The sequence below is a fragment of the Aquimarina sp. 2-A2 genome (assembly GCF_045505135.1).
Classification (GTDB): Bacteria; Bacteroidota; Bacteroidia; order Flavobacteriales; family Flavobacteriaceae; genus Aquimarina; species Aquimarina intermedia.
On sequence record NZ_JBJKFI010000001.1, the window covers coordinates 715,617 to 738,518 of the forward strand.

25 protein-coding genes and 2 riboswitches are annotated in these 22,902 nt (G+C 36.3%); of the genes, 21 read left to right on the top strand and 4 right to left on the bottom strand.

Annotation, left to right across the window (positions count from 1 at the left end):
* The first annotated feature begins 76 nt into the window (after positions 1-76).
* Complete coding sequence (locus tag ACJRPK_RS03125) at positions 77-412, top strand: hypothetical protein (protein ID WP_407138388.1); 336 nt, start codon at positions 77-79, stop codon at positions 410-412.
* A 111-nt stretch (positions 413-523) separates the two neighbouring features.
* Here ACJRPK_RS03125 and ahcY read toward each other — a convergent pair whose 3' ends face one another.
* Positions 524-1,840, bottom strand: coding sequence for an adenosylhomocysteinase (gene ahcY / locus ACJRPK_RS03130; protein ID WP_407138389.1), 1,317 nt, complete (start codon positions 1,838-1,840; stop codon positions 524-526).
* A gap of 136 nt (positions 1,841-1,976) precedes the next feature.
* Between ahcY and ACJRPK_RS03135 the strand changes: the two genes are divergently transcribed.
* The 8 genes from ACJRPK_RS03135 (at position 1,977) to ACJRPK_RS03170 (ending at position 8,175) form a co-directional block, all read left to right on the top strand.
* Positions 1,977-2,606 (top strand): 4'-phosphopantetheinyl transferase family protein, encoded by a 630-nt coding sequence (locus tag ACJRPK_RS03135; protein ID WP_407138390.1) that lies wholly within the window; start codon positions 1,977-1,979, stop codon positions 2,604-2,606.
* Between the two features lie 32 nt (positions 2,607-2,638).
* A complete protein-coding gene (locus tag ACJRPK_RS03140) occupies positions 2,639-2,899 on the top strand; it encodes a thiamine-binding protein (protein WP_407138391.1) in 261 nt (86 codons plus the stop codon).
* On the top strand, positions 2,883-3,515 hold the full coding sequence (gene pnuC, locus ACJRPK_RS03145; protein ID WP_407138392.1) for a nicotinamide riboside transporter PnuC: 633 nt from the start codon (positions 2,883-2,885) through the stop codon (positions 3,513-3,515). Before ACJRPK_RS03140 ends, pnuC begins: the two co-directional genes overlap by 17 nt.
* Entirely contained in the window at positions 3,476-4,045 is a 570-nt protein-coding gene (locus tag ACJRPK_RS03150; protein ID WP_407138393.1) for an AAA family ATPase, read from the top strand. The genes pnuC and ACJRPK_RS03150 overlap by 40 nt, the downstream gene beginning before the upstream one ends.
* The gene (locus ACJRPK_RS03155) at positions 4,042-5,607 is read left to right on the top strand and encodes a DUF4301 family protein (protein ID WP_407138394.1); all 1,566 of its coding nucleotides are present in this window, start codon (positions 4,042-4,044) and stop codon (positions 5,605-5,607) included. The genes ACJRPK_RS03150 and ACJRPK_RS03155 overlap by 4 nt, the downstream gene beginning before the upstream one ends.
* The gene (gene arfB, locus ACJRPK_RS03160) at positions 5,604-6,005 is read left to right on the top strand and encodes an alternative ribosome rescue aminoacyl-tRNA hydrolase ArfB (protein ID WP_407138395.1); all 402 of its coding nucleotides are present in this window, start codon (positions 5,604-5,606) and stop codon (positions 6,003-6,005) included. Before ACJRPK_RS03155 ends, arfB begins: the two co-directional genes overlap by 4 nt.
* A gap of 193 nt (positions 6,006-6,198) precedes the next feature.
* Entirely contained in the window at positions 6,199-6,522 is a 324-nt protein-coding gene (locus tag ACJRPK_RS03165) for a hypothetical protein (RefSeq protein WP_407138396.1), read from the top strand.
* A 261-nt stretch (positions 6,523-6,783) separates the two neighbouring features.
* On the top strand, positions 6,784-8,175 hold the full coding sequence (locus tag ACJRPK_RS03170; protein ID WP_407138397.1) for a sigma-54-dependent transcriptional regulator: 1,392 nt from the start codon (positions 6,784-6,786) through the stop codon (positions 8,173-8,175).
* Here the strand turns inward: ACJRPK_RS03170 and ACJRPK_RS03175 are convergent.
* Positions 8,172-10,610 carry a hybrid sensor histidine kinase/response regulator gene (locus ACJRPK_RS03175; RefSeq protein WP_407138398.1) on the bottom strand — a complete coding sequence of 813 codons (2,439 nt, stop codon included), beginning with the start codon at positions 10,608-10,610 and terminating at the stop codon, positions 8,172-8,174. The genes ACJRPK_RS03170 and ACJRPK_RS03175 overlap by 4 nt on opposite strands.
* A gap of 90 nt (positions 10,611-10,700) precedes the next feature.
* A riboswitch (TPP riboswitch) is annotated at positions 10,701-10,793 on the top strand.
* 131 nt (positions 10,794-10,924) lie between these two features.
* Between ACJRPK_RS03175 and ACJRPK_RS03180 the strand changes: the two genes are divergently transcribed.
* The 9 genes from ACJRPK_RS03180 (at position 10,925) to moeB (ending at position 20,531) form a co-directional block, all read left to right on the top strand.
* Complete coding sequence (locus ACJRPK_RS03180) at positions 10,925-13,108, top strand: TonB-dependent receptor (RefSeq protein ID WP_407138399.1); 2,184 nt, start codon at positions 10,925-10,927, stop codon at positions 13,106-13,108.
* Between the two features lie 67 nt (positions 13,109-13,175).
* Positions 13,176-13,275: riboswitch (TPP riboswitch) on the top strand.
* Positions 13,276-13,351: 76 nt separating this feature from the next.
* Positions 13,352-13,552, top strand: a complete 201-nt coding sequence (gene thiS / locus ACJRPK_RS03185) for a sulfur carrier protein ThiS (RefSeq protein WP_407138400.1) — start codon at positions 13,352-13,354, stop codon at positions 13,550-13,552.
* Between the two features lie 37 nt (positions 13,553-13,589).
* Positions 13,590-15,449 carry a phosphomethylpyrimidine synthase ThiC gene (gene thiC / locus ACJRPK_RS03190; RefSeq protein WP_407138401.1) on the top strand — a complete coding sequence of 620 codons (1,860 nt, stop codon included), beginning with the start codon at positions 13,590-13,592 and terminating at the stop codon, positions 15,447-15,449.
* A 50-nt stretch (positions 15,450-15,499) separates the two neighbouring features.
* Entirely contained in the window at positions 15,500-16,105 is a 606-nt protein-coding gene (locus ACJRPK_RS03195) for a thiamine phosphate synthase (RefSeq protein WP_407138402.1), read from the top strand.
* Positions 16,102-16,866, top strand: coding sequence for a hydroxymethylpyrimidine/phosphomethylpyrimidine kinase (locus tag ACJRPK_RS03200; RefSeq protein WP_407138403.1), 765 nt, complete (start codon positions 16,102-16,104; stop codon positions 16,864-16,866). The genes ACJRPK_RS03195 and ACJRPK_RS03200 overlap by 4 nt, the downstream gene beginning before the upstream one ends.
* Positions 16,867-16,895: 29 nt before the next feature.
* The gene (gene thiE, locus ACJRPK_RS03205; RefSeq protein WP_407138404.1) at positions 16,896-17,516 is read left to right on the top strand and encodes a thiamine phosphate synthase; all 621 of its coding nucleotides are present in this window, start codon (positions 16,896-16,898) and stop codon (positions 17,514-17,516) included.
* 25 nt (positions 17,517-17,541) lie between these two features.
* The gene (locus ACJRPK_RS03210; protein ID WP_407138405.1) at positions 17,542-18,309 is read left to right on the top strand and encodes a thiazole synthase; all 768 of its coding nucleotides are present in this window, start codon (positions 17,542-17,544) and stop codon (positions 18,307-18,309) included.
* A 32-nt stretch (positions 18,310-18,341) separates the two neighbouring features.
* Positions 18,342-19,451 carry a 2-iminoacetate synthase ThiH gene (gene thiH, locus ACJRPK_RS03215; RefSeq protein WP_407138406.1) on the top strand — a complete coding sequence of 370 codons (1,110 nt, stop codon included), beginning with the start codon at positions 18,342-18,344 and terminating at the stop codon, positions 19,449-19,451.
* 18 nt (positions 19,452-19,469) lie between these two features.
* The gene (gene moeB / locus ACJRPK_RS03220) at positions 19,470-20,531 is read left to right on the top strand and encodes a molybdopterin-synthase adenylyltransferase MoeB (RefSeq protein ID WP_407138407.1); all 1,062 of its coding nucleotides are present in this window, start codon (positions 19,470-19,472) and stop codon (positions 20,529-20,531) included.
* Here the strand turns inward: moeB and ACJRPK_RS03225 are convergent.
* Positions 20,521-20,961: a hypothetical protein gene (locus ACJRPK_RS03225; RefSeq protein WP_407138408.1), complete on the bottom strand. Its 441-nt coding sequence runs from the start codon at positions 20,959-20,961 to the stop codon at positions 20,521-20,523. The two genes, moeB and ACJRPK_RS03225, sit on opposite strands and share 11 nt — an antisense overlap.
* Before the next feature lie 183 nt (positions 20,962-21,144).
* On the opposite strand from ACJRPK_RS03225, the gene greA reads away from it, so the two are divergent.
* The 3 genes from greA to ACJRPK_RS03240 all read left to right on the top strand — a co-directional run bounded on the left by greA (position 21,145) and on the right by ACJRPK_RS03240 (position 22,533).
* Positions 21,145-21,618 carry a transcription elongation factor GreA gene (greA, locus tag ACJRPK_RS03230; RefSeq protein WP_407138409.1) on the top strand — a complete coding sequence of 158 codons (474 nt, stop codon included), beginning with the start codon at positions 21,145-21,147 and terminating at the stop codon, positions 21,616-21,618.
* 113 nt (positions 21,619-21,731) lie between these two features.
* Positions 21,732-22,127, top strand: coding sequence for an HIT family protein (locus tag ACJRPK_RS03235; protein ID WP_407138410.1), 396 nt, complete (start codon positions 21,732-21,734; stop codon positions 22,125-22,127).
* The gene (locus tag ACJRPK_RS03240) at positions 22,120-22,533 is read left to right on the top strand and encodes an acyl-CoA thioesterase (protein WP_407138411.1); all 414 of its coding nucleotides are present in this window, start codon (positions 22,120-22,122) and stop codon (positions 22,531-22,533) included. The genes ACJRPK_RS03235 and ACJRPK_RS03240 overlap by 8 nt, the downstream gene beginning before the upstream one ends.
* Positions 22,534-22,538: 5 nt before the next feature.
* Here ACJRPK_RS03240 and ACJRPK_RS03245 read toward each other — a convergent pair whose 3' ends face one another.
* Positions 22,539-22,901 carry a hypothetical protein gene (locus ACJRPK_RS03245; RefSeq protein ID WP_407138412.1) on the bottom strand — a complete coding sequence of 121 codons (363 nt, stop codon included), beginning with the start codon at positions 22,899-22,901 and terminating at the stop codon, positions 22,539-22,541.
* Between the last annotated feature and the right edge of the window lies 1 nt (position 22,902).

Consider the following 22,902-nt stretch of genomic DNA (forward strand, 5'->3'; position numbering starts at 1 on the left):
AAAACCCTATTTAAGTCAAACTTAAATAGGGTTTTTTATTTATGCCTATCTTAGGAACTCCTAATCTATATCAATTATGAAATATTCTGTCAATATCATTTTACTAAGTAGTTTTTTGTTTTTTCTTTCAAACAGCTCAATAGCTCAAGAGATTCCTAAATATGATTATCTCGAAGTTATTGTTATTCAAAAAGCAAATAATAGTGGTAGAGTCAAGCGCATTAAGGTACAAGAACAAAAATCGCTAGTCGGTAAACAAATAACTATTAAGCAACTCGAACAACTGGAAGGTTCTTCTGATTTACTTAATTATATGAATACCGCAAATTGGGAGTTTGTGGACAGACAATCCATAGTTTCTGAGGAGAACGACCCGGTTTGGATGAGTTATATTTTTAGAAAACGCAAGTAACACAATAGTAATATAAAAGCAAAACCCTTGCCAAGTGGCAAGGGTTTCTTTATTTATCCGAATGCTAAAAGCGAAGCGTTGTAAACTTCAAAAAGCACCATCATTTTCTTACTAGTATCGGTAGTACTCTGGCTTGAATGGTCCGTCTACTGTCACACCAATATATTCAGCTTGTTCTGGACGTAGTTTTTCTAATTCTACTCCAAGTCTTGATAAGTGTAATTCTGCTACTTTTTCATCAAGATGTTTTGGTAACATATAGACTTCATTCTTATAATTCTCAGGATGATTCCATAATTCAATCTGAGCAAGTGTTTGGTTGGTAAAGGAGTTACTCATAACAAAACTTGGGTGCCCAGTTGCGCAACCTAAGTTTACTAGACGACCTTCGGCAAGTATAATGATATCTTTACCATTAATAGTATATTTATCAACTTGTGGTTTGATTTCGTCCTTTGTGTCTCCATGATTAGCGTTTAACCAGCCCATATCGATTTCGTTATCAAAATGCCCGATGTTACATACAATCGCTTTGTCCTTTAAGGCTTCAAAGTGTCTTGCTTGTACAATATCTTTATTACCTGTTGTTGTGATAACAATGTCAGCTTTTCCGATAACAGTCTCTAAACGTTTTACTTCAAAACCATCCATAGCCGCCTGTAATGCACAGATTGGATCAATTTCGGTTACAGTTACAATCGATCCGGCACCTCTAAACGACGCGGCAGTTCCCTTACCAACATCTCCATAACCACACACTACAACTCGCTTCCCTGCCAGCATCGTGTCAGTAGCACGGCGAATAGCATCTACAGCACTTTCTCTACAGCCGTATTTATTGTCGAATTTTGACTTGGTAACAGAGTCATTTACATTGATTGCAGGCATAGGCAACGTTCCGTTCTTCATACGCTCATATAAGCGATGAACTCCGGTTGTAGTTTCTTCAGATAATCCATTGATTCCTTCTGCCAATTCAGGATATTTATCAAGGACCATATTGGTCAGGTCACCTCCATCATCTAAAATCATATTTAGAGGTTTACGATCTTCTCCAAAAAATAAGGTTTGTTCTATACACCAGTTAAACTCTTCTTCGTTCATACCTTTCCAAGCATATACCGGTATACCTGCGTCTGCAATAGCTGCTGCTGCTTGATCTTGCGTAGAAAAGATGTTACAAGAACTCCAGGTTACATCAGCTCCCAAAGAAACAAGCGTTTCAATAAGTACGGCTGTTTGTATAGTCATATGTAAACATCCGGCTATACGTGCTCCTTTTAAAGGTTGAGAATCTTTATATTCTTCACGCAAAGACATTAATCCAGGCATCTCAGCTTCAGCCAATTCAATTTCTTTTCTTCCCCAAGCTGCCAGTGAAATATCTTTAACCTTGTAAGGAACGTACGGCAATGTTTTAGTACTCATAAATGTATCTTTTAGTTATACTGCACAATTATGTTAGTAAATCGTGCTAATTTATTCTAAATTCGTTGTGTCCAAAAAACATATTTTTTATACATTTTTTGGTTTGCAAAGGTACGTAATAACTTTAAAAATCTAAATGCCTCTTTACAAAACTATAACAGTAGACGAGAACACTAATATATTGATTTGGAAGATTGAAGAATCTTTTGAGTGGTTGAGTGATGGAATTTCGCTAACCGATAATTGCCGACAACGTGTTGATAATATGAAATCTGATCTGCATCGCAGAGGTTTTATGAGTATTAGACATTTACTGGCGATGTTTGGTTATACCGATCATGATTTGTTTTATGATGAATTTGGAAAGCCACATCTTGTTGATGGACGCCATATATCGATTACACATTCATTTATTTTTACAGCGATTATAATCAGTGATAAACCGGTAGGGATAGATATTGAAAAGCAGCGTGATAAGATTGAACGAATTGCTCATAAATTTGTTTCTTCTGAAACCGAATTCGTGGCCAATCATGACCAGAAAGTTCGTGCACTAACCATCATTTGGGGAGCAAAGGAATCTCTATATAAGCTATATGCTACACCTGGTTTGAGTTTTGAGCAGCATATTGACATCGTTCCTTTTGACTTAGGAATGCCATTTACTGCGGGTAGTATAAATTACAAGGAAGAAATTTCTTATTACGACATTAGCTTTATGGAGTTTGAGGATTTTACCTGTGTGTATGCGCAACCTTATAGATAAATGGTTCAATTGCAAATAAAATAATGTAACCAATGAAAATATCGATAGAATTAACCTTGACCCCTTTGCAAACGGACTTTGAATCTCATATTATTGAGTTTATAAAAGTTTTGAGAGCGTCCAAATTTACCGTATTGGAGAATCCTTTAAGTACACAGGTTTACGGGGATTATGATGAGGTTATGGGGTTTCTTACAAAGGAAATAAAAATCGCTTTTGGAACAATGGACAATGTTTTAGTGTATATGAAATTGGTTAAAAGTGATAGAAGCGATTATGAACCAAATTTTTGAAATACTCTTTAGTCAATACAGGTCGTATACCTTGCTGCATATATGGCTGGAAATTATAGCCGTTTTTTTTGGAATTCTAAGTGTATATTTTGCAAGATTGAATAAAATATGGGTATATCCGACAGGTCTTATCAGCACAAGTATTTTTGTATATCTTCTGTTTAAATGGTCACTTCTTGGAGATTTACTCATTAACGCGTATTATTTTGTTATGAGTATTTACGGGTGGTATATATGGACTAGAAAAGTTGATGATACAAACGTGACGCCAATCAGTAGTACAACCAAAAAGGAGCAATGGATACAATTAGGTATAGGAATGCTCACCATAATATTTGTGTATTCTGTGTATCAAATTTTTGACAAGTGGAATGACTGGACAGCATATGTAGATACCATCACTACCGCTATATTTTTTGTAGGGATGTGGTTAATGGCAAAACGTAAAATTGAAAACTGGATCTATTGGATTATTGGAGACCTTATTTCTATACCATTATACTTCTATAAAGGGTTTACCTTTACCAGTTTACAATATTTAATCTTCACTGTCATTGCAATTTTCGGATATATATCATGGAAGAAAAACTTAAACAACACCCTAGCCACTGCTTAAAAATAGTTGTTTTTGGACCAGAATCTACTGGAAAAACAACCTTGTGTAAGCAACTAGCATCGCATTATGATACGTTATGGATTGAGGAATATGCGCGTCCTTACCTGCAAGAGAAATGGGACAAGGAAAAGAAAATTTGCACATATGAGGATTTGTTGCCAATAGCAATAGGTCAAATGAATCTGGAAAATGAAGCTGTGCGGCAAAATCCGGAGATTTTGATTTGCGATACTGATTTACTGGAGACCAAAGTGTATTCTGAAGTATATTTCGACGGAAAGGTTCCGCAACTTTTAGATAAATTTTCACGTTTGAATTCTTACGATTTATATCTTTTAACTTATATTGATACCCCATGGATTCCAGATGACCTACGGGATAAACCAGACGAGCGAGAAGTAATGTTTCAACATTTTAAAAACGCTTTAGACCGTGAAAATCGACCGTATGTTATTTTAAAAGGAGATGAATCCACAAGATTGGCGAAAGCTATAACGACTATTGATACTCTTAAAGAATTTAAAAAGTGAATATTACAGATAACGATATTAAATTAATAAAATCAAAAGGACTAACAGTTGACAAAGTATTGTCCCAAATTGAAATTTTTAAAAATGAAATTCCGTTTGTTGCTCTACGAAGTGCTGCAACACCGGAAAACGGAATCACAAAATTCTCTGAAGTATATCAAAAAGAATTAATTGAACGCTATGAGAAAAAAGTGAAGAATTTGGAGACAATCAAATTTGTGCCTGCCTCCGGAGCTGCATCCAGAATGTTTAAAGAGCTATTTCGGTTTTTGGATTACTATGATGCCGATAAAGAGAGCTTAAACTCATATACCAATCATGAAAAGGCTGATGCTATTCGATTGTTTTTAATTGGATTAGAGAAATTTCCTTTTTACAATACAGTGATGAATGAAGTTAAGCAACTTTCACCTGACTTTGACTCCCTAACTGAAGGGGAACAATTATATTTATTTGTAGAGGTTATGCTTAGAGAAAAGGGATTAAATTATGGTTGGTATCCCAAAGGGCTGTTACCGTTCCATAAGTATTCTGAAAGAATCGCCACAGCGTTTGAAGAGCATCTCTATGAAGCTGCAGGTTACAATGTCAATGGTGATAAGGCTTCAAAAATACATTTTACAATTTCAAAAGAACATCTGGAAGCCTTCAACGAAGAATTTGAACATATACAAAAGGATGTAGAAGCAAAAACAGCAACAAAATTTGACATTTCCTATTCATTCCAAAAACCGGAAACCGATACCATTGCGGTTACTATGGAGAATGAACCTTTTAGACTTGAAAACGGAGAATTGCTATTTAGACCAGGAGGTCATGGAGCCTTAATTGAAAATCTCAATGATCTTGATGCAGATATCATTTATATTAAAAATATAGATAATGTAGTAGTTCGTAAGTATCAAAATGAATTATCAGGATTCAAAAAAGTATTAGCAGGTAAGCTTTTAGAAATTCAACAAGAAGTTTTTGATATACTAAAGTGTATAGATAAAGAGGTACCTACCGAAGAAAAGCTAAAACAAATAAAACAGTTCCTTGTTGAAGAACTAAATGTTCGGCTACCTTTAGATTTTGATAAATTTTCTGATAAATTTAAAGTCCTATTCATAAAAGAATCTTTGAATCGACCTATCAGAGTTTGTGGCATGGTTATTAATGAAGGTGAACCGGGAGGAGGTCCTTTTTGGGTAAAACAAGAAAACGGTCGTGTTGTACTACAGATAATCGAAGCTCCGCAAATTAACAAAAATGATCGTAGACAAAAGGATATTTTAGCCAGTGCTACACATTTTAACCCAGTAGATTTGGTCTGTGGAGTGAGAAATTACAAAGGAGAAAAATTCAATCTATTAGATTTTGTGGATCCCGATGCGGGTTTTATTACCACAAAAACTATGAACGGACGACGATTAAAAGCCTTGGAACTTCCTGGATTGTGGAATGGTGCCATGTCCAACTGGATAAGTGTTTTTGTGGAAGTACCGTTAACAACATTTAATCCAGTCAAATCAGTTAATGATCTGTTGAAATCCGCGCATCAGGTGAAATTATTTTCGTGAAGACAGACGTCCTATTAAAAGAGTTAGAGTTTAAAGCAACACGTAGTTCTGGAGCAGGAGGACAGCACGTAAATAAAGTGTCAACCAAAATTGTTGTTCGACTGCATATTGACAATTCTCAAGGATTCACGTTAGAAGAGAAGCAACGCCTTCGCAGTAAACTGGCGTCACGAATCTCTAATGAGGGGTATTTACAACTATCATGTGACGCAAGTCGCAATCAACACCGCAATAAAAATTTGGCAATCCAACGCCTACTGGAAATGTTGAAAGCTTCTCTAGTAAGAGAAAAAGTCAGAAAATCTACAAAACCTTCCCGAGCGAGCATTCAAAAACGGCTTGACAGTAAGAAAAAACAGTCACAACGTAAAGAAAATCGAAGAAATCCGGATTTCTGAGTTCTTTATAGTAGAAATGTGTAAAAAATCCACACAATTTTGGGTAATCCTCTATGATTATTAAAAAACCATAAAATTAACTATTTTATTAAGTTATTGAATTACAATATGTTAAATGTATTTATGGTTGTTTTTGTTTTTTGGAACAGTTATTACTATTACTTACATGTAGAATAGTTTATAACTAGTTCCTATGAAGAAGTTGCCTTATATATTTTTAGCAGTAATTGGTATTGTTTCAGCACAGGGTGTTCAGGCTCAAGAAAAGGAAGAACTAAGCGTAATGAGGGAAGCTAAGGAAGTTGAAAATTTGAAATTTCGCGCTATTGAAATTGTTGAATTACCAATGGCAATTCAAGATAAAGCAGCTGTTGATTTTGAAAATTTTAGAATTAAAGAAGCATATATTTCAGAGAATGAGCTTTATAAGATTGTTCTTGTGAACAAAGATAACTTCACAAAAGTTGTATTTGCAAGCGCTAAAGGCGAATGGATTAAGCCAAACGACAAATCTTAAATCTAGGGGTAGAAAAGGAATATCGTTTCACAACCATAAAGCGATATAAAGTTGTTTAGTGCTAAAAAGAGACTCGATCCCAAGAGTCTCTTTTTTATTTTCATTTCTTTACTTGCAATACGTTAACGACTTCTAAAAAAGCATTAACTTTATAGGATATCTACTTATCTTTGGGTGTTTTAAAATAGAACGTTCCCATATCTGTCTTACTAATATGTGATACTGCTTAATGGCGGTATAATTTTTTCAATTTCAGAGAATATGTCCAAAATATTGATTGTAGAAGATGATGTAGCTTTTTGTACAATGCTTAAGACCTTTTTAGCTAAAAAGAATTATGAAGTGACCACAGCATTTTCAGGTAGCGAGGCTTCCTCTAAGATTCAGGATCATGTTTATGACGTAGTATTGACCGATGTAAGATTACCTGACAGAGACGGAATCACCTTGCTTAAAGAAATTCAGCAAAAGGATGCGACTACTCAAGTAATTATAATGACAGGATATGCAGAGGTGAATATGGCAGTAACCGCTATTAAACAAGGGGCATTTGATTATGTTTCCAAACCATTTAATCCTGATACAATACTTCAGACGATCGATAGTGCTCTCAAACAAGAAAAACAAGTAGCTACTAACAACAGTACTATCTCTCAAAGCAAGCAAGAAATATCCCAACAGCTGCCAAAAGATAAGAAGAAAGTTGTTGCTTCAAAAAAAAACGATACTTCTTTTGTCAAGGGAATTAGTGATGCGTCAAAAAAGTTAAATGAATATGTTGCCCTGGTAGCGCCAACCAAGATGTCAGTTTTAATCATTGGCGATAGTGGGACGGGTAAAGAATATATTGCAAGTAGTATCCATAAGGCTAGTAATCGTGCAGAAAAACCTTTTATTGCAGTAGATTGTGGAGCAATACCTAAAGAGATTGCATCCAGTGAGTTCTTTGGTCATATCAAGGGGTCGTTTACTGGTGCTGTGAATGATAAAGTTGGGCATTTTGAAGCAGCTAATGGAGGCACCTTATTTCTTGATGAAATTGGAAATTTGAGTTACGAACTGCAAGTTCAATTATTACGAGCTTTACAAGAAAGAAAAGTAAAACCTGTGGGGAGTAATAAAGAAATAGAAGTTGATATACGAGTTATTGCAGCAACCAATGAGGATCTTAGTAATGCCGTTAAAGAAGGTGAGTTTAGAGAAGATCTTTATCATCGTCTCAATGAATTTTCGATTAAAGTCCCACCTTTAAGAGAGCGTATAGAAGACCTTATGCTTTTTGCTAACTATTTTCTTGAAGAATCAAATGAAGAACTAGAAAAGAATGTAGTTGGTTTTGAGGATGAGGTGTTAGAATCTTTTAAGAAATATAGCTGGCCGGGCAATTTGAGAGAGCTCAAAAATATAGTAAAACGCTCGGTGTTATTGACCCAAAATGATTGGGTGGCACAAGAGGTTTTGCCAAGTGATATTGCTCATGCTACGGCAACTACTAAAAATACCTATGGGTTATTCAAAAACCAAAACGAACAAGAGCTAATTCTCGATGCACTCGAGAAAGCAAATGGAAATAAGGCTAAAGCTGCACGTATGTTGTCAATTGATCGTAAAACTTTGTATAACAAGCTAAAACAATACGATATTAGTCTTTAATTTTCAACTTTAAGTTTGTCGATAAGAAACAAGATTTTTGTAATACTTTGTTTTGTGAGCTTATAAATTTCCTTATTGGAAACCCCATAATTGTCGGGCTGCTCCAAGCGTTCTAACAGTTCTACAACTTCCGTAGCTTTTATTTGTCTAAACATGGGAAGTATTTTGTGAGTAATTGATTTTATTTCTTCCACATTCTTGCTGCGAACTGCTTCTTTTAGAAGTTTCAAGTTCGTTTGGGTGCTATCATAAAAAGTATCTAATATGGCATATAAACTTTCAGAATCTCCCTGAGCAAACATCATTAAATCGTTTAAAGAGTATTGTTTATTTTTTGTATCAGAATTCGACGGATCGGCAGTTGGTTCTGTTTCTGCAAGTGTAATATTGATATTTAAAGCATGTGCCATAAGTTGTAAAAGAGTATTAGGAGCATAAGGCTTGCGTAAACTATATACAAATCCGGCCTTCTTATAATCCGCGTCGGTGGTATCTGTTCTGCCCGATAATGCGATTACAGGAATAGATTTTGTTTTCTCATTTTTTCGTAACTCATGGAGCAATTCAAAACCGTCCATTCTCGGCATTTGAATATCGGTCAAAATAAGATCATAATTTTTTTCATCGGCTAGCGCCAACGCAGTTTGGGCGTCCTGAGCACTATCGTACTTTAATCCCGCTAAGTCTGCTACCTCACTTGTAAGTGCTAACTGCGTAGGATCGTCGTCTACCAAGAGCACAGATCGATTTTTTAGAGCATTGTAATTTTTATGGTCAGAACCCTCTTCTACTAATAAAATATGACTGCGTTTTACAGGAATAGCCACGGTGAAAGTACTGCCTTTTCCAGGCGTACTCTCTAGACTTATGGTACCTTGGAGCAACATGATAATTTTCTTTGTAATTGCCAGCCCTAACCCAAAACCGCCATATTGCTTTTCTGTACTATCATCCCCCTGAGAAAACTCTTCAAAAATATGCTTTTGCTGCTCTTCAGTGATGCCGATACCGGTATCCTTTATTTTTATAATCAACTGTTTTTCTGAAACGCCGTTCTCTAATATTTTACTGGAAACAGTTATGGACCCGCTATCCGTAAACTTATATGCATTATTTATTAAATTAGTAAGAACCTGTTTAATCCTGAAGGGATCGCTCAGATATTGTCTTGTCAAATTCTCTTCTGTATGAAGGTGAATATCCAATTTTTTTGGATCGTTGATTGGTATCGCGCTTATAACCGTAGTTTCTATGACATTTTTTGGTGTAAAAGGTAATTCCTCAATGACCATCCGTCCCGCTTCCAGTTTAGATAAATCCAGCAAATCATTCACTAGATGAAGAATATAGTCAGAAGATTTCTTCAAATGATCGAGATAGTGTTCCTGTTTGGTGTTCAGTTCAGTTTTTTCGAGTAAATCCGAATATCCAATAACGGTGTTGAGAGGAGATCTAAGATCGTGGGTAACGGTATTAATAAGGGTTTCTCTCGTTTTTAACAGCGATTCTTTATAAGCCTTTTCCTCTTCAAGCGCGATTCTATACTTTTGACTTCTCGATACATCTCTAATTATTAAAAATAGGAAGACAATAGCCACTAAAAGACTTGTAAGTGCAATTATTACTATTATTCTAGAGGTTTTATCCAACATTTGGCTGGAAGCCTCAAGGCGTTGATAATATTCATTGCGTTCATTTTGTTCAATAGTAGCTAAAAGATCCCGTAATTGACGGGTAATCACTTGATCTTTTTCTAAAAGGTTATTTTCCTTCTGCGAAATTTGCTGCTTGTATTTTTTGTCACGCTCTTCTAATTCAGTCAGTACTTGTCTTACTGTTGTGGTTAGGGAGTCTAAGGTTTGATTAGTAAGTCGCTCGGCATTATCTTCCTTCGTTAAGCTTATAATGTTAACAACTGATTTTCGAAACTGTGGGTCCAGACTTCTAAAACGTTTTTCATAATTAGAATCGTCAAAAGATTCATTTGCCTTTTTTAACTCATCAATCGCTGTTGCATAAATTCCTTTTTCTTTTCGTTGTTTATACAGCTTGATTAGCTCTTCAAAATTCTTGTTTTTACTGTCAATCAAATGCCTCAAGCTATCGATTTTGACGGTTTGAAGACTGTCTTCTGATATGGCAGAGACTTTGTGAATAGTTTGAAGTATGGTATCAATTTTTGCCTTGTAGTTTTTAAATTTTTCTACATCTGCTGTTTGTATGATGTTACGTGTTAAACTTTCTGCCTCGTAGAGCCCGGTCAACGTTTCTCCAACTAAGAAAAGTTTTTCGTTATTTTTATTTTTTATTTCAGTAATCTGAGTATAGTTATTTATCTGTCGATATATAACCCAAAAAGCAATCACAGCAAGTACTCCCGCTAGGATATAGCTGGCTACAATTTTAAAAGTTACTGATCTCTTCGTGTTTTTCATAAGCTATGTCAAGCTACAAAATTAAGTAACTTAAAAATTTAGTTCTATTAAAGGTATGATAAATCCCTCAAACATGATATTTTTGTACCCTTATCTCATAAGGGGTGCTTTTTTAAAGGCTGAGATTATACCCGATGAACCTGGGCAGGTAATGCTGCCAAGGGACGACGGTGTCAACAGATCTAGTGATCTTTTGACAACGAGTGATAGGAGTATATAAAAATCATTGATATGAACTATACTCAAATCCCTCACTTTTTAAGCAATAATAAATCATAGAATAATTACCCCTTTTATTCGTAATAGTTTTACGAATGAAAAATAGTATATGCATAGCATTCAGTTTTTTAAGCACCTGTGCCGCTTTTGCGCAAACCGTCCAAAATGACAGCATCCCTCCAGTATCAGAAAAATTGGAGGAAGTTTTAGTAAAAGCTGTTCGTGTGGAAGCTGATTCGCCAATAACGCATTCTAACCTTTCAAAGAAAGAAATTGAAACCCGTAACTTGGGACAGGACATCCCTGTTTTATTGAATTATCTTCCCGGAGTAGTAACTACTTCTGATGCAGGTGCAGGTGTGGGATATACCTATATACGTGTGCGAGGAAGCGATGCTTCGCGAGTGAATGTAACACTTAACGGAATTCCATTTAATGATGCGGAGAGCCAGGGAACATTTTGGGTCAACTTACCTGATTTTTCTTCGTCAATTGAAAACTTGCAACTGCAACGCGGTGTGGGAACCTCCACAAATGGCTCCGGCGCATTTGGTGCCAGTTTAAATTTACTAACCGATGCAGTTTCAAAAGAAGGCTACGGAGAAATTGCGAATTCCTTCGGTTCTTTTAACACCAGAAGACACAATGTAAAATTTAGTACCGGACTCCTTAATGAGCATATCGAAATAGCGGGTAGACTTTCAGCGATAGCATCAGATGGATACATTGACCGGGCATCGTCGGATTTAAAATCATATTACCTTCAGGGATCCTATGTTGATGATAATACATTGATCAAGGCCATCACTTTTGGGGGACATGAAATAACCTATCAATCATGGAACGGAGTCGACCCAACAACTTTAGAAGAAAATAGAACGTTCAATTCTGTTGGTGCATATACTGACGAAAACGGGAACAATCGTTTTTATGATAACGAAGTAGATAACTACAAGCAAGATCATTATCAATTACATTGGAATCAAAAATATAATAATCATTGGTCAACAAACCTGGGACTAAATTATACCTACGGAAGGGGTTATTTTGAACAATACAAGGAAGATCAGGACTTTGAGAACTATGATTTTGAACCAATAGTTGTGGGAACAGACTCCATAAATACAACTGACTTAATACGCAGACGTTGGTTAGACAATGATTTTTACGTAGTAAATGCTTCCGCCAATTATAAAAATAATGCAATTGATGTCGATTTCGGAGCTTTTTATAGTTATTACGACGGAGATCATTTCGGTGAAGTAATTTGGGCTCAAAATGCAGGAGGTTCAGAGATACGCGATCGTTATTATTTTGGTAACGGTAAGAAGGAAGAAATATCAATTTTTAGTAAAGCTACGTACAGAATCAACAATAAATGGAGTGCATTTTTAGATTTGCAAGGGCGTTTTGTTGCTTATGAAACTAGTGGTTTAACTTCTGACAGGGCACCGCTAGAGGTTGATGAACGCTATGATTTCTTCAATCCAAAGTTGGGAGCTACCTATCAATTAAACATCTCCAATCAACTGTATGCTTCATACGCTGTAGCTAACAGGGAACCACGTAGAGCGGATTTTGAAAATAAAATTTATACTGCCGAGCGGTTAAATGATATAGAACTGGGCTGGAGATTTCAAAAAACTAAAACAATCATCAATACTAATATCTATTATATGTGGTATCAGGATCAGTTGGTGCTTACCGGAGCGTTGGATGATACGGGTAATTTTGAGAGAACAACCAGTGGAGAAAGTTATAGGTTAGGAATCGAGATAGATGCTGATATTACAATAACCGATCAGTTGAGTGTTAAACCGAACATTGCACTAAGCACAAATAAAAACAAAGATTTTGTCACTACGCGTGACGGTGGTTTAGTGGAGCTTGGAGATACTGATATTTCGTATTCACCTTCAGTAGTGGCAGGAAATATGATTCTATACCGTCCGCTAAAAAATTTACAAATTGGATTTTTATCCAAATATGTGGGTGAACAATACATGGGGAATATAGATAGTGAAACTTCAAAGTTAGATGCTTTTTTTGTGAATGATTTCAATATCGTTTACGAGCTGAACAAGGTTCCTGTATTTAATTCTATTGTATTAACAGGATTGGTAAATAACGTTTTTGATGAAACCTACGAGTCTAATGGATATTTTTATACATACGACGATGATTTTAGTACACCGGGAATCATTACCACAGTAGAAGGTGTTGGATATTATCCACAAGCCGGCATCAACATTTTGGTAGGGGCGACTTTAAAATTTTAAACAACCAATAAGGGAACTATTGAATTATTTAGGGGTAAATATTGATTTAGTTTCCTTATTTTTATAACATAAACTTTGGGGGTGTCCTTAACTTAGGTTAGGTCTGAGAAATACCCTTTGAACCTGATGCGGCTAATACCGCCGAAGGGAAAAGTTACTATGCAATGTTTTTGCAATAGTAAATTCTTCTACGACATATTAATTATGTCCCTCTTGAAGTTTATGGTTACTAATATTTATTGTATGACCATAACCTTAAATCACAAATCTCAAACAATTGAAGCTCTTAGTACACTAAGAGATCTTCTTAATCAATTGTCCATTAGCGACAAAGGTATCGCCATTGCGCAAAATAACTGTGTCGTTAGCAGAGCATGCTGGGATACCACACAGATTCAAGAAAATGACACAATTACAATAATCCAAGCCACGCAAGGCGGTTAATCTAAGACATCAAGTAAACTCGTTTAATTATAGTATTATGAAAAAACAAGACACGGCACCACAACAACACTTTATAACAACGACTCCATTTCCTGCATCAAAAAAAATATATGTCAGCGGGACAATGCACCCGGAGATTAAGGTGGCAATGCGAGAAATTCAACTCGAAGATACTACTGATAGTTACACAAAGAAAAAAACACCGAATCAACCGGTAACGGTGTATGATACGAGTGGGCCCTATACAGATCCTGCAAAAAATGTGGATGTCCACAATGGGATTGAGCGTATTAGAGAGTCGTGGATTGTAAAAAGGAATGATGTGGAACAGTTAGAAGAATTTTCTTCTACTTATTGTAACCAGCGGCTTAAGGATAAAAATTTGGATCATTTGAGATTTAACCATCTGCATAAACCCAAAAAGGCGAAAGAAGGCAAAAATGTTTCTCAAATGCATTATGCAAAACAAGGGATTATAACGCCAGAGATGGAGTATGTGGCCATACGAGAAAATCAAAAATTACAAGAAGTAAAACAACTCTCAAAACAGCATACAGGTCAAAATTTTGGGGCTAATATTCCAGATGTCATTACACCAGAATTTGTGAGAGATGAAATTGCCAGAGGACGTGCGGTTTTACCTTCTAACATCAATCATCCCGAGAGCGAGCCCATGATTTTAGGGCGCAATTTTTTAGTAAAAATAAATGCGAATATTGGTAATTCTGCGACCACCTCATGTATTGAAGAAGAAGTTGAAAAAGCAGTTTGGGCATGTCGTTGGGGTGCTGATAATATTATGGATCTTTCTACAGGAGACAATATACATGAAACACGCGAGTGGATTATTCGTAACTCTCCAGTCCCTATAGGTACAGTGCCGATTTATCAGGCACTGGAAAAAGTAAATGGAAAAGCCGAGGACTTGACCTGGGAAATTTTCAAAGATACCTTAATCGAACAAGCAGAACAAGGTGTAGATTATTTTACCATTCATGCCGGAGTAAGACTTGCGTATGTTCCTATGACTGCCAAGCGAATTACGGGCATCGTCTCACGCGGTGGTTCTATAATGGCCAAATGGTGTTTAGCTCATCATAAAGAAAGTTTTCTCTATACACATTTTGAAGAAATATGCGAGATTATGAAAGCATATGATGTCGCTTTTTCTCTTGGGGATGGTCTGCGTCCGGGTTGTATAGCTGATGCCAATGATGAGGCGCAGTTCGCAGAGCTGGAAACCTTAGGAGAGTTAACTAAAATAGCATGGAAACACGATGTACAAACCTTTATTGAAGGTCCGGGACACGTACCCATGCATATGATCAAAGCTAATATGGATAAACAGTTAGAAGCATGTGGAGAAGCGCCGTTTTATACCTTAGGTCCATTGACAACAGATATTGCACCGGGCTATGATCATATTACTTCTGGAATAGGAGCGGCTATGATTGGCTGGTACGGAACAGCAATGTTATGCTATGTTACGCCCAAGGAACATTTAGGCTTGCCTAATAAGCAAGACGTGCGAACCGGTGTGATTACCTATAAAATTGCAGCGCATGCTGCAGATTTGGCAAAAGGTCATCCGGGAGCTCAACATCGAGATGATGCGTTAAGTAAAGCTCGCTTTGAATTTCGTTGGAACGATCAGTTTAACTTGGCATTGGACCCCGAATTAGCTAGAGAATATCACGATGAAACCTTGCCGGCTGAAGGGGCCAAAATAGCTCATTTTTGTAGTATGTGTGGGCCAAAGTTTTGCTCAATGAAGATTTCGCAAGAAGTAAGAGATTATGCTGCCAAAAAAGAAATAGAAGCATCAAACGCATTGGAAGAGGGGTTACAGGAAAAAGCGGCAGAATTTAAAGAAAAAGGAAGTGAAGTGTATCTGTAGTATGCGAATAAAAGGCGTATGAATTAAAAGGAATTTTTAATACTATCTCTATGCTCATTGTTTTGACATCAGAAAAAGAGCTTGACGACGAAGCAACTAAAATCAATCAATTGTTTGATCATGGGTTAGAATATTTGCATGTACGTAAGCCCTCTATGAATGTAAACGGTTACAGATATTTGCTGAATGCTATTAATCCGGATCATTATCAGAAAATAATGTTGCACCAGTTTCATGAACTGGTTGTAGAATTTAACTTAGGAGGTGCGCACCTGCAAGAGCAACATCGGGTCAATTTAGGAGATAAATTGAAGGAGTATGTGTTGGATTTTATCCTGTACGATTACAAAGTAAGCAGTTCTTTTCATAATCCACAAGATATAGTGACCTCTCCTATTCACTACGACTATATGTTTCTCAGTCCTGTTTTCGATGCTATATCTAAAGCAGGATATAAGGGCAAATCCTTTAACGTATCTCATATAAAAGAGCTTGTTATTGGGTTGGGCGGAATTGATGAGAAAACTATCACAACAGCTTTTCATCTTGGGTTTAAAGGAGTAGGCGTATTAGGTAGTATATGGAATACAACGGATTTTTTGGAGAGTTTCAATACTATTAAAAATGCTTATAACCACATAAAGCTAAATAAATGAAAATGAAGTCAGTAGAGAAAAGACCTTATGTGCTAACTTTAGCGGGATTTGACCCTTCTGGTGGTGCAGGACTGACAGCTGATATCAAAGCTTTTGAAGCGCTAAAGGTGTATGGTTTAGCGGTATGTACAGCCAACACTGTGCAAAATGACACTGAGTTTCAATCATGTCACTGGACAGATATCGACGTAATGAAGAATCAAATTGATATACTTTTCAAACGATTTACTATCGATGTTGTCAAAATTGGAATTGTTGAGAATTGGGGTGTGTTAAATCAACTTTTAGATATTGTATTGGTAAAAAACAGCGAGATCAAAATTATACTCGATCCTGTGTTGAGCTCCAGTTCCAATTTTAGTTTTCATAACAATTTGTTTGAGTTTGATGAGGTTTTAGGAAAAGTATACCTTCTGACACCTAATTTTAATGAAATTCAAACACTATATCCGGAAAAAACAATTGAAGCAACGCTGAAGCTGATTAGCAATAGCACCAATATTCTTTTAAAAGGTGGTCATAGAAAAGATTCTGTTGGACAAGATAATTTGTTCTTGACAGACGGTACGCATATTATTTTTGAACCATTCAATAAGAATTGTTTTGAAAAACATGGAAGTGGATGTGTCTTATCATCTGCAATTGCTGGATATTTGGCTTTAGGTTCTGGTCTAGAGGAAGCCTGCAGAAAAGGAAAGCAATATATTGAAACCTTTTTAACCTCAAACGAAAGTCTTTTAGGTTATCATCAACAATACTAAACTTTTACTACCTAACCAATAAAACATTTATGCATCAACTACAGTATATTTCTCAGGGATTAACTCCCGAAGATCACCTTCTTAATATAGAGCGAGTGTGCAAAGCAGGAGTAAGATGGATACAACTTCGACTAAAAAACGTTGATCTCGCTATTCATTTGAAAACAGCTTTGCAGTGCCGGGTACTTTGTGATCAATTCGAAGCAATTTTAATTATTAACGACGCAGTGGGTATTGCAAGAGCTTCGCAAGCCGATGGTGTACACCTGGGGACTCATGATATGACTATAAAAGAGGCTCGTAAAATATTAGGAAATAATGCTATCATAGGAGGGACAGCAAACACAGCAGAGGATTGTATAAAACTTTTTGAGGAGAAGGTGGATTATGTGGGTTTGGGACCGTTACGCTATACAGCTACTAAAAAAGATTTGAGTCCGGTACTGGGTATCATGGGATATCAGGAGATTTTGGACACAATTAAACATCATAAGCTTAAAGTTCCTGTGGTTGCTATTGGAGGCATCACAGAGAATGATGTAGAATTATTAATGAAAACAGGAATATCAGGAATTGCAGTATCAAGCTTGTTGACGAAGGGAGACTCTTTTGATGAAAAAATAAATGCGCTCAAAAACCTAATCGCATAGACCTGACTTTAAATTACTACGCACTATGGATATACTTAAGATTGCAAATAAAGAATTCTCATCCCGATTATTTACGGGAACCGGAAAATTTAGCTCTTCACAACTAATGAAAGATGCACTGATAACAGCAGAAAGTGAGCTAGTTACAGTAGCGTTAAAACGCGTTGATATAACAAATAAAGATGAAGATATTGTCACATATCTGAAGCATCCCAAAATTAATTTGTTGCCTAATACGTCAGGAGTTCGATCTGCAAAAGAAGCAGTTTTTGCGGCACAGATGGCTCGAGAAGCTTTAGAAACCAATTGGATTAAACTTGAAATCCATCCGGATCCGAAATATCTGTTGCCCGATCCTATTGAGACATTACTCGCGGCAGAGGAGTTGGTAAAACTCGGTTTTGTGGTGATGCCATATATTCATGCCGATCCAGTATTGTGTAAACGATTGGAAGAGGTGGGAGCGCAGTGTGTTATGCCCTTGGGATCCCCTATAGGCACTAATCAAGGGCTTAAAACGTTGGATTTTTTAAAAATCATAATCGCTCAGAGCAATGTGCCGGTAATTGTAGATGCTGGGATTGGGAGCCCTTCGCATGCAGCTCATGCTATGGAAATTGGTGCCGATGCGGTTTTGGTAAATACCGCAATTGCGGTTAGTAAAAACCCAGTAGCCATGGCACAAGCATTTAAACTGGGGGTGCAGGCAGGACGATTAGCATACACCTCAAAATTAGCTCCGCTTCGAGATACCGCTACAGCCAGTAGCCCCTTAACCTCCTTTCTGCAGTAATTTTTAATGTCAGACCCAGTAACCCTATACGTATGAAAACTTTTAGAGATCTTTTTGACTCCTATACATGGAAAGACGTTTTGCAGAGCATTTATCTAAAAAGAGAAACCGATGTTTTACAGGCCCTAAGCTCAGACCAATTGGATTTAGAGGATTTTAAAGCGTTGTTATCACCGGCAGCACGTCCTTTTTTAGAAGAAATGGCGCAAAAAAGTAATAGGATTACCAAAAATCGTTTTGGAAACACCATACAGATGTATGCACCCATGTATTTGAGTAACGAGTGTCAAAATATTTGTACCTATTGTGGATTTAGTATGACTAATAAAATACCCAGACGTACGCTTACAGATGCCGAAATTCTGAAAGAAGTGGCCTATCTTAAATCTAAAGGGTATGATCATATCCTATTAGTAACGGGAGAGGCAAATAAAACTGTGGGTGTTGATTATATTAAAAATGCTATAGCACTTATTCGCTCTCACTTTACTAATATAACTATTGAAGTGCAACCGTTGGATCAGGAAGCATATGAACAACTCATTGAAGCAGGTCTTTATGCGGTACTTGTCTATCAGGAAACATATCATCAAAAAGAATATAAGAAACATCATCCTAAGGGCAAAAAGTCAAACTTTTACTATCGATTAGAGACTCCTGATCGCCTTGGTCGTGCTCAAATTCATAAAATCGGACTGGGAGCGCTTTTTGGCTTAGAGGACTGGCGGGCTGACAGCTTTTTTACGGCACTTCATTTGCTTTATTTGCAAAAAACATATTGGAAGACAAAATATTCTATTTCATTTCCAAGATTGCGTCCGCACAGTGGTGGTTTAGAACCTAAAGTTGAAATGACAGATGCAGATTTAGTGCAACTTATCTGCGCTTTTAGATTACTTGATGAAGATGTGGAATTGTCTATGTCAACCCGGGAGAGTGAACTATTTAGAGAACATATAGTGGATTTAGGAATCACCTCGATTAGTGCGGCATCCAAGACCAATCCGGGGGGCTATGCTGTAGCACCTCAATCTTTAGAACAATTTGAGATCTCAGATGAACGTTCGACCGAAGAGGTTACTGCAATGCTAAGAGAAAAAGGACTTGAAGTAGTTTGGAAGGATTGGGAGTATTTCAAATAATGTAGAAGTTATAAGAATATGTTATCTAAAAACGAAAAGAAACAATATAATAGGCACCTTATTCTTGAAGAAATTGGGAGTAAAGGGCAAGAGAAATTAAAACAGTTTAAAGTGCTGGTAGTAGGAGCAGGAGGATTAGGTTGTCCTGTTTTGCAGTATCTAACTGCTGCTGGTGTTGGTACTATTGGAATCGTTGATGACGACGTTGTTGATCAAACAAATTTACAGCGACAGGTGTTGTATACGGTCGATGATATTGGAAGCTCCAAGGTTGAGGTTGCTTCACAAAAACTCAAAAGACTTAATCCAAATATTGCTTTTGACATTTATAATGAGCGTTTAAATAAAGCAAATGTAGTAGCTATTTTCTCAAAGTTCGACATTATCGTAGACGGAACCGATAATTTTCCTACTCGCTATTTAGTCAATGACGGGGCGGTGCTAGCAAATAAACCAGTAGTGTTTGGTTCTATTTTTAAGTTTGAAGGGCAGGTTTCTGTTTTTAATTACCAACATGGACCTACGTACCGGTGTCTCTTTCCGGAACCTCCGGGTGAAGATGCATTACCAAATTGTTCGGATATCGGAGTGCTGGGGGTGTTACCGGGAATAATGGGAAGTTTAATGGCCAATGAAGTATTGAAGATGATACTGGATCTCGGGAAGTTATTGAACGGAAAACTTTTATGTTTGGACTCACAAAGCCTGAATCAGCAGATAGTAACCTTCAGCAAAAATGAAAATAGTAAAATCACATCCCTTCAAGATGATTACCATATTTTTTGCGGAACTCAAGAAATACAAAGCATTAGCTTAGATGATTATCAGAATAAATGTAAAGAATATGTATTACTAGACGTAAGAACCATTTCAGAACACAAGAAGTTCAATATCGGCGGCTACCATATTCCGTTACATGACTTAGAAAAAAAAGCAATGGAACTACCTCATGATAAACCGGTTGTCGTGTGTTGTCAATCGGGCATACGTAGCAAAAAAGCCATTCAACTACTTTTAAACCTTAGAAAAGATGTTACATTATTGAATTTAGAAGGCGGGCTTAATCAATTTAGTTCGTAATAGTAAGTCGGTTACCATCTCGGCGTATTGCATAGCGTACCAGTGGATATCCACCTTCACCTTTTAGCTGCTTTCCATTCACTATTTCGTACACATTAGTAGTGTTATCACAGGTAGAAGACGCTTCGATTCCTTTGACCGTTAATGTAGAACATGAACTGGGAGTTATATTGGGATCGCTTAATTCAAAGGCTGAATATAAAGTGTTGTCGATATTATAGATGATTACGCCCTTAACACCAACACCAGCCAACGTTTCGACATAAGAATTGTTTGGAAACTTTAGCATATTGTACTGAGGTAAATCTAAATTAATACTATGCGTAAAATTTACAGAAGGAATAAATGGATTGCTTATTCTTGCATCATCGTCACTAGCGCATGAAAGCATCAAAAAAATTATGAGTAATGGTAAAGTAAAATATTTCATTTTGATTAACTATTGTACAAATTTACCGTTTTAATCCTGTTTATCATATTGTTTTATGATTATGATAAAGCTCTTATCTAATGGACTAGCAAAAATTATTTACACCTATTAATTTTTCTTATATTTGTTAAGTTGAAGTCCCATGACAGTGGGATTTTTTCTATTTATATAAATGAAGGAATTATGAGTAAAGTATCATATTATACAGCAGAGGGACTCAAGAAGTTGAGAGATGAATTGAATCAACTAAAAGATATAGAGCGTCCTAAGGCTTCGCAAGCAATTGCAGAGGCTAGAGATAAGGGTGATCTGAGTGAAAACGCAGAGTACGATGCCGCCAAGGAGGCTCAAGGTCTTTTGGAATTGAAAATATCAAAAATGGAAGCGACCTTGTCCAATGCCAGATTAATCGATGAGTCTCAATTGGATACTTCCAAGGTGTTAATACATTCTACCGTGAAAATCAAAAATCAAACTAATGGAGCCGAAATGACCTATAAACTGGTTGCTCAAAGTGAGGCGGATTTAAAAACAGGTAAAATATCGGTTGATTCCCCTATTGGCAAGGGTTTATTAGGTAAAAGTATTGGAGAGGTAGCAGAGATCCAAGTACCTAACGGAACAATGAAATTTGATATTGTAGAAATTTCTAGGTAAATTTTTTATTATTTCTAAAATCGAGAACCTTTTTTTAACAATAAAGAAAGGTTTTTTTTATTTCTGACTAAAACAAAAGATTTATATTTCCAATAAATTAATAAACATACCAAATGTCAACTTTATTTACTAAAATAATTAATAAAGAAATTCCATCATATACACTAGCAGAGGATGATAATTTTTACGCTTTCCTAGATGTAAACCCTAATGCTAAAGGACATGCTTTGTGCGTGCCCAAAGTGGAAGAAGACAAATTGTTTGACCTGGATGAAACGGTTTATATTGAATTAATGCGTTTCTCTCGGAAAGTTGCAAAGGCTTTGGAAAAAACAATCGCTTGTAAACGAATTGGGATGGCTGTAGTGGGTCTTGAAGTTCCACATGTTCATGTACATCTCATACCTTTGCAAACCATGGATGACATGAGATTTCAGAAAAAAGTTGAAATGGATGAAGCAGCGTTTAAAGCATTGGCCAAAGAGATAAGAGATAACTTCAATGGATAGTAAAATAGAGAGTCTGGAATTAGTATTGCGAATTGACTGGAGTGAAATGGACACCTACCAACATGTGAACAATATTAATTTTATGAAATATATGCAAAGTGCACGTGTTCAGTTTTGGGAAGTTTCGGGTTTGGCAGCCATGCACGCCAATACAAATAAAGGTCCCATGCTGGTTTCATCAAAATGCGATTTTAAGCATCCCCTATTTTATCCAGGAAATGTCTTGATTAAATCCTCCGTAGAATTTATTAAAAACTCTAGTTTTGGATTACATCATTATCTTTACAATGACGATGAAGTTTTGTGTGCAGAAGGACATGATGTGGCGGTTTGTTTCGATTTTAATGACAACAAGACTTTTCCTATTCCAGAAGTTCTTAGAAAAACGATGCTACATTACAAATAAGTTTATTATACACCTGCTAATACTGCTGGTTTTGCGATAAACACATACAATGCAATACTGACTAATACTATTAGAAATAAAATTACAATAGCTAACAGTCTCAGTTTAATAGAGGCATTTTTAGGTTGTACGGTTTTTTTATGATATTGATATACGCGGTCAATATCATCTGTATATCTTCCTGGAAAAATTTCGGTATTACATTTTAAACACTGCATACTCTCGATGATTTCTTTTTTAGTATGAACGATAAGCGGAGTAGTAATTCTTTTTTGATCAAAACTTAACGCTAAACTTTCGGTAGCAAAACATTCGGGACAATTATTGTTTAAGATGGCTTTTTTAAGGTTAATGTATTCAGTTTTCACG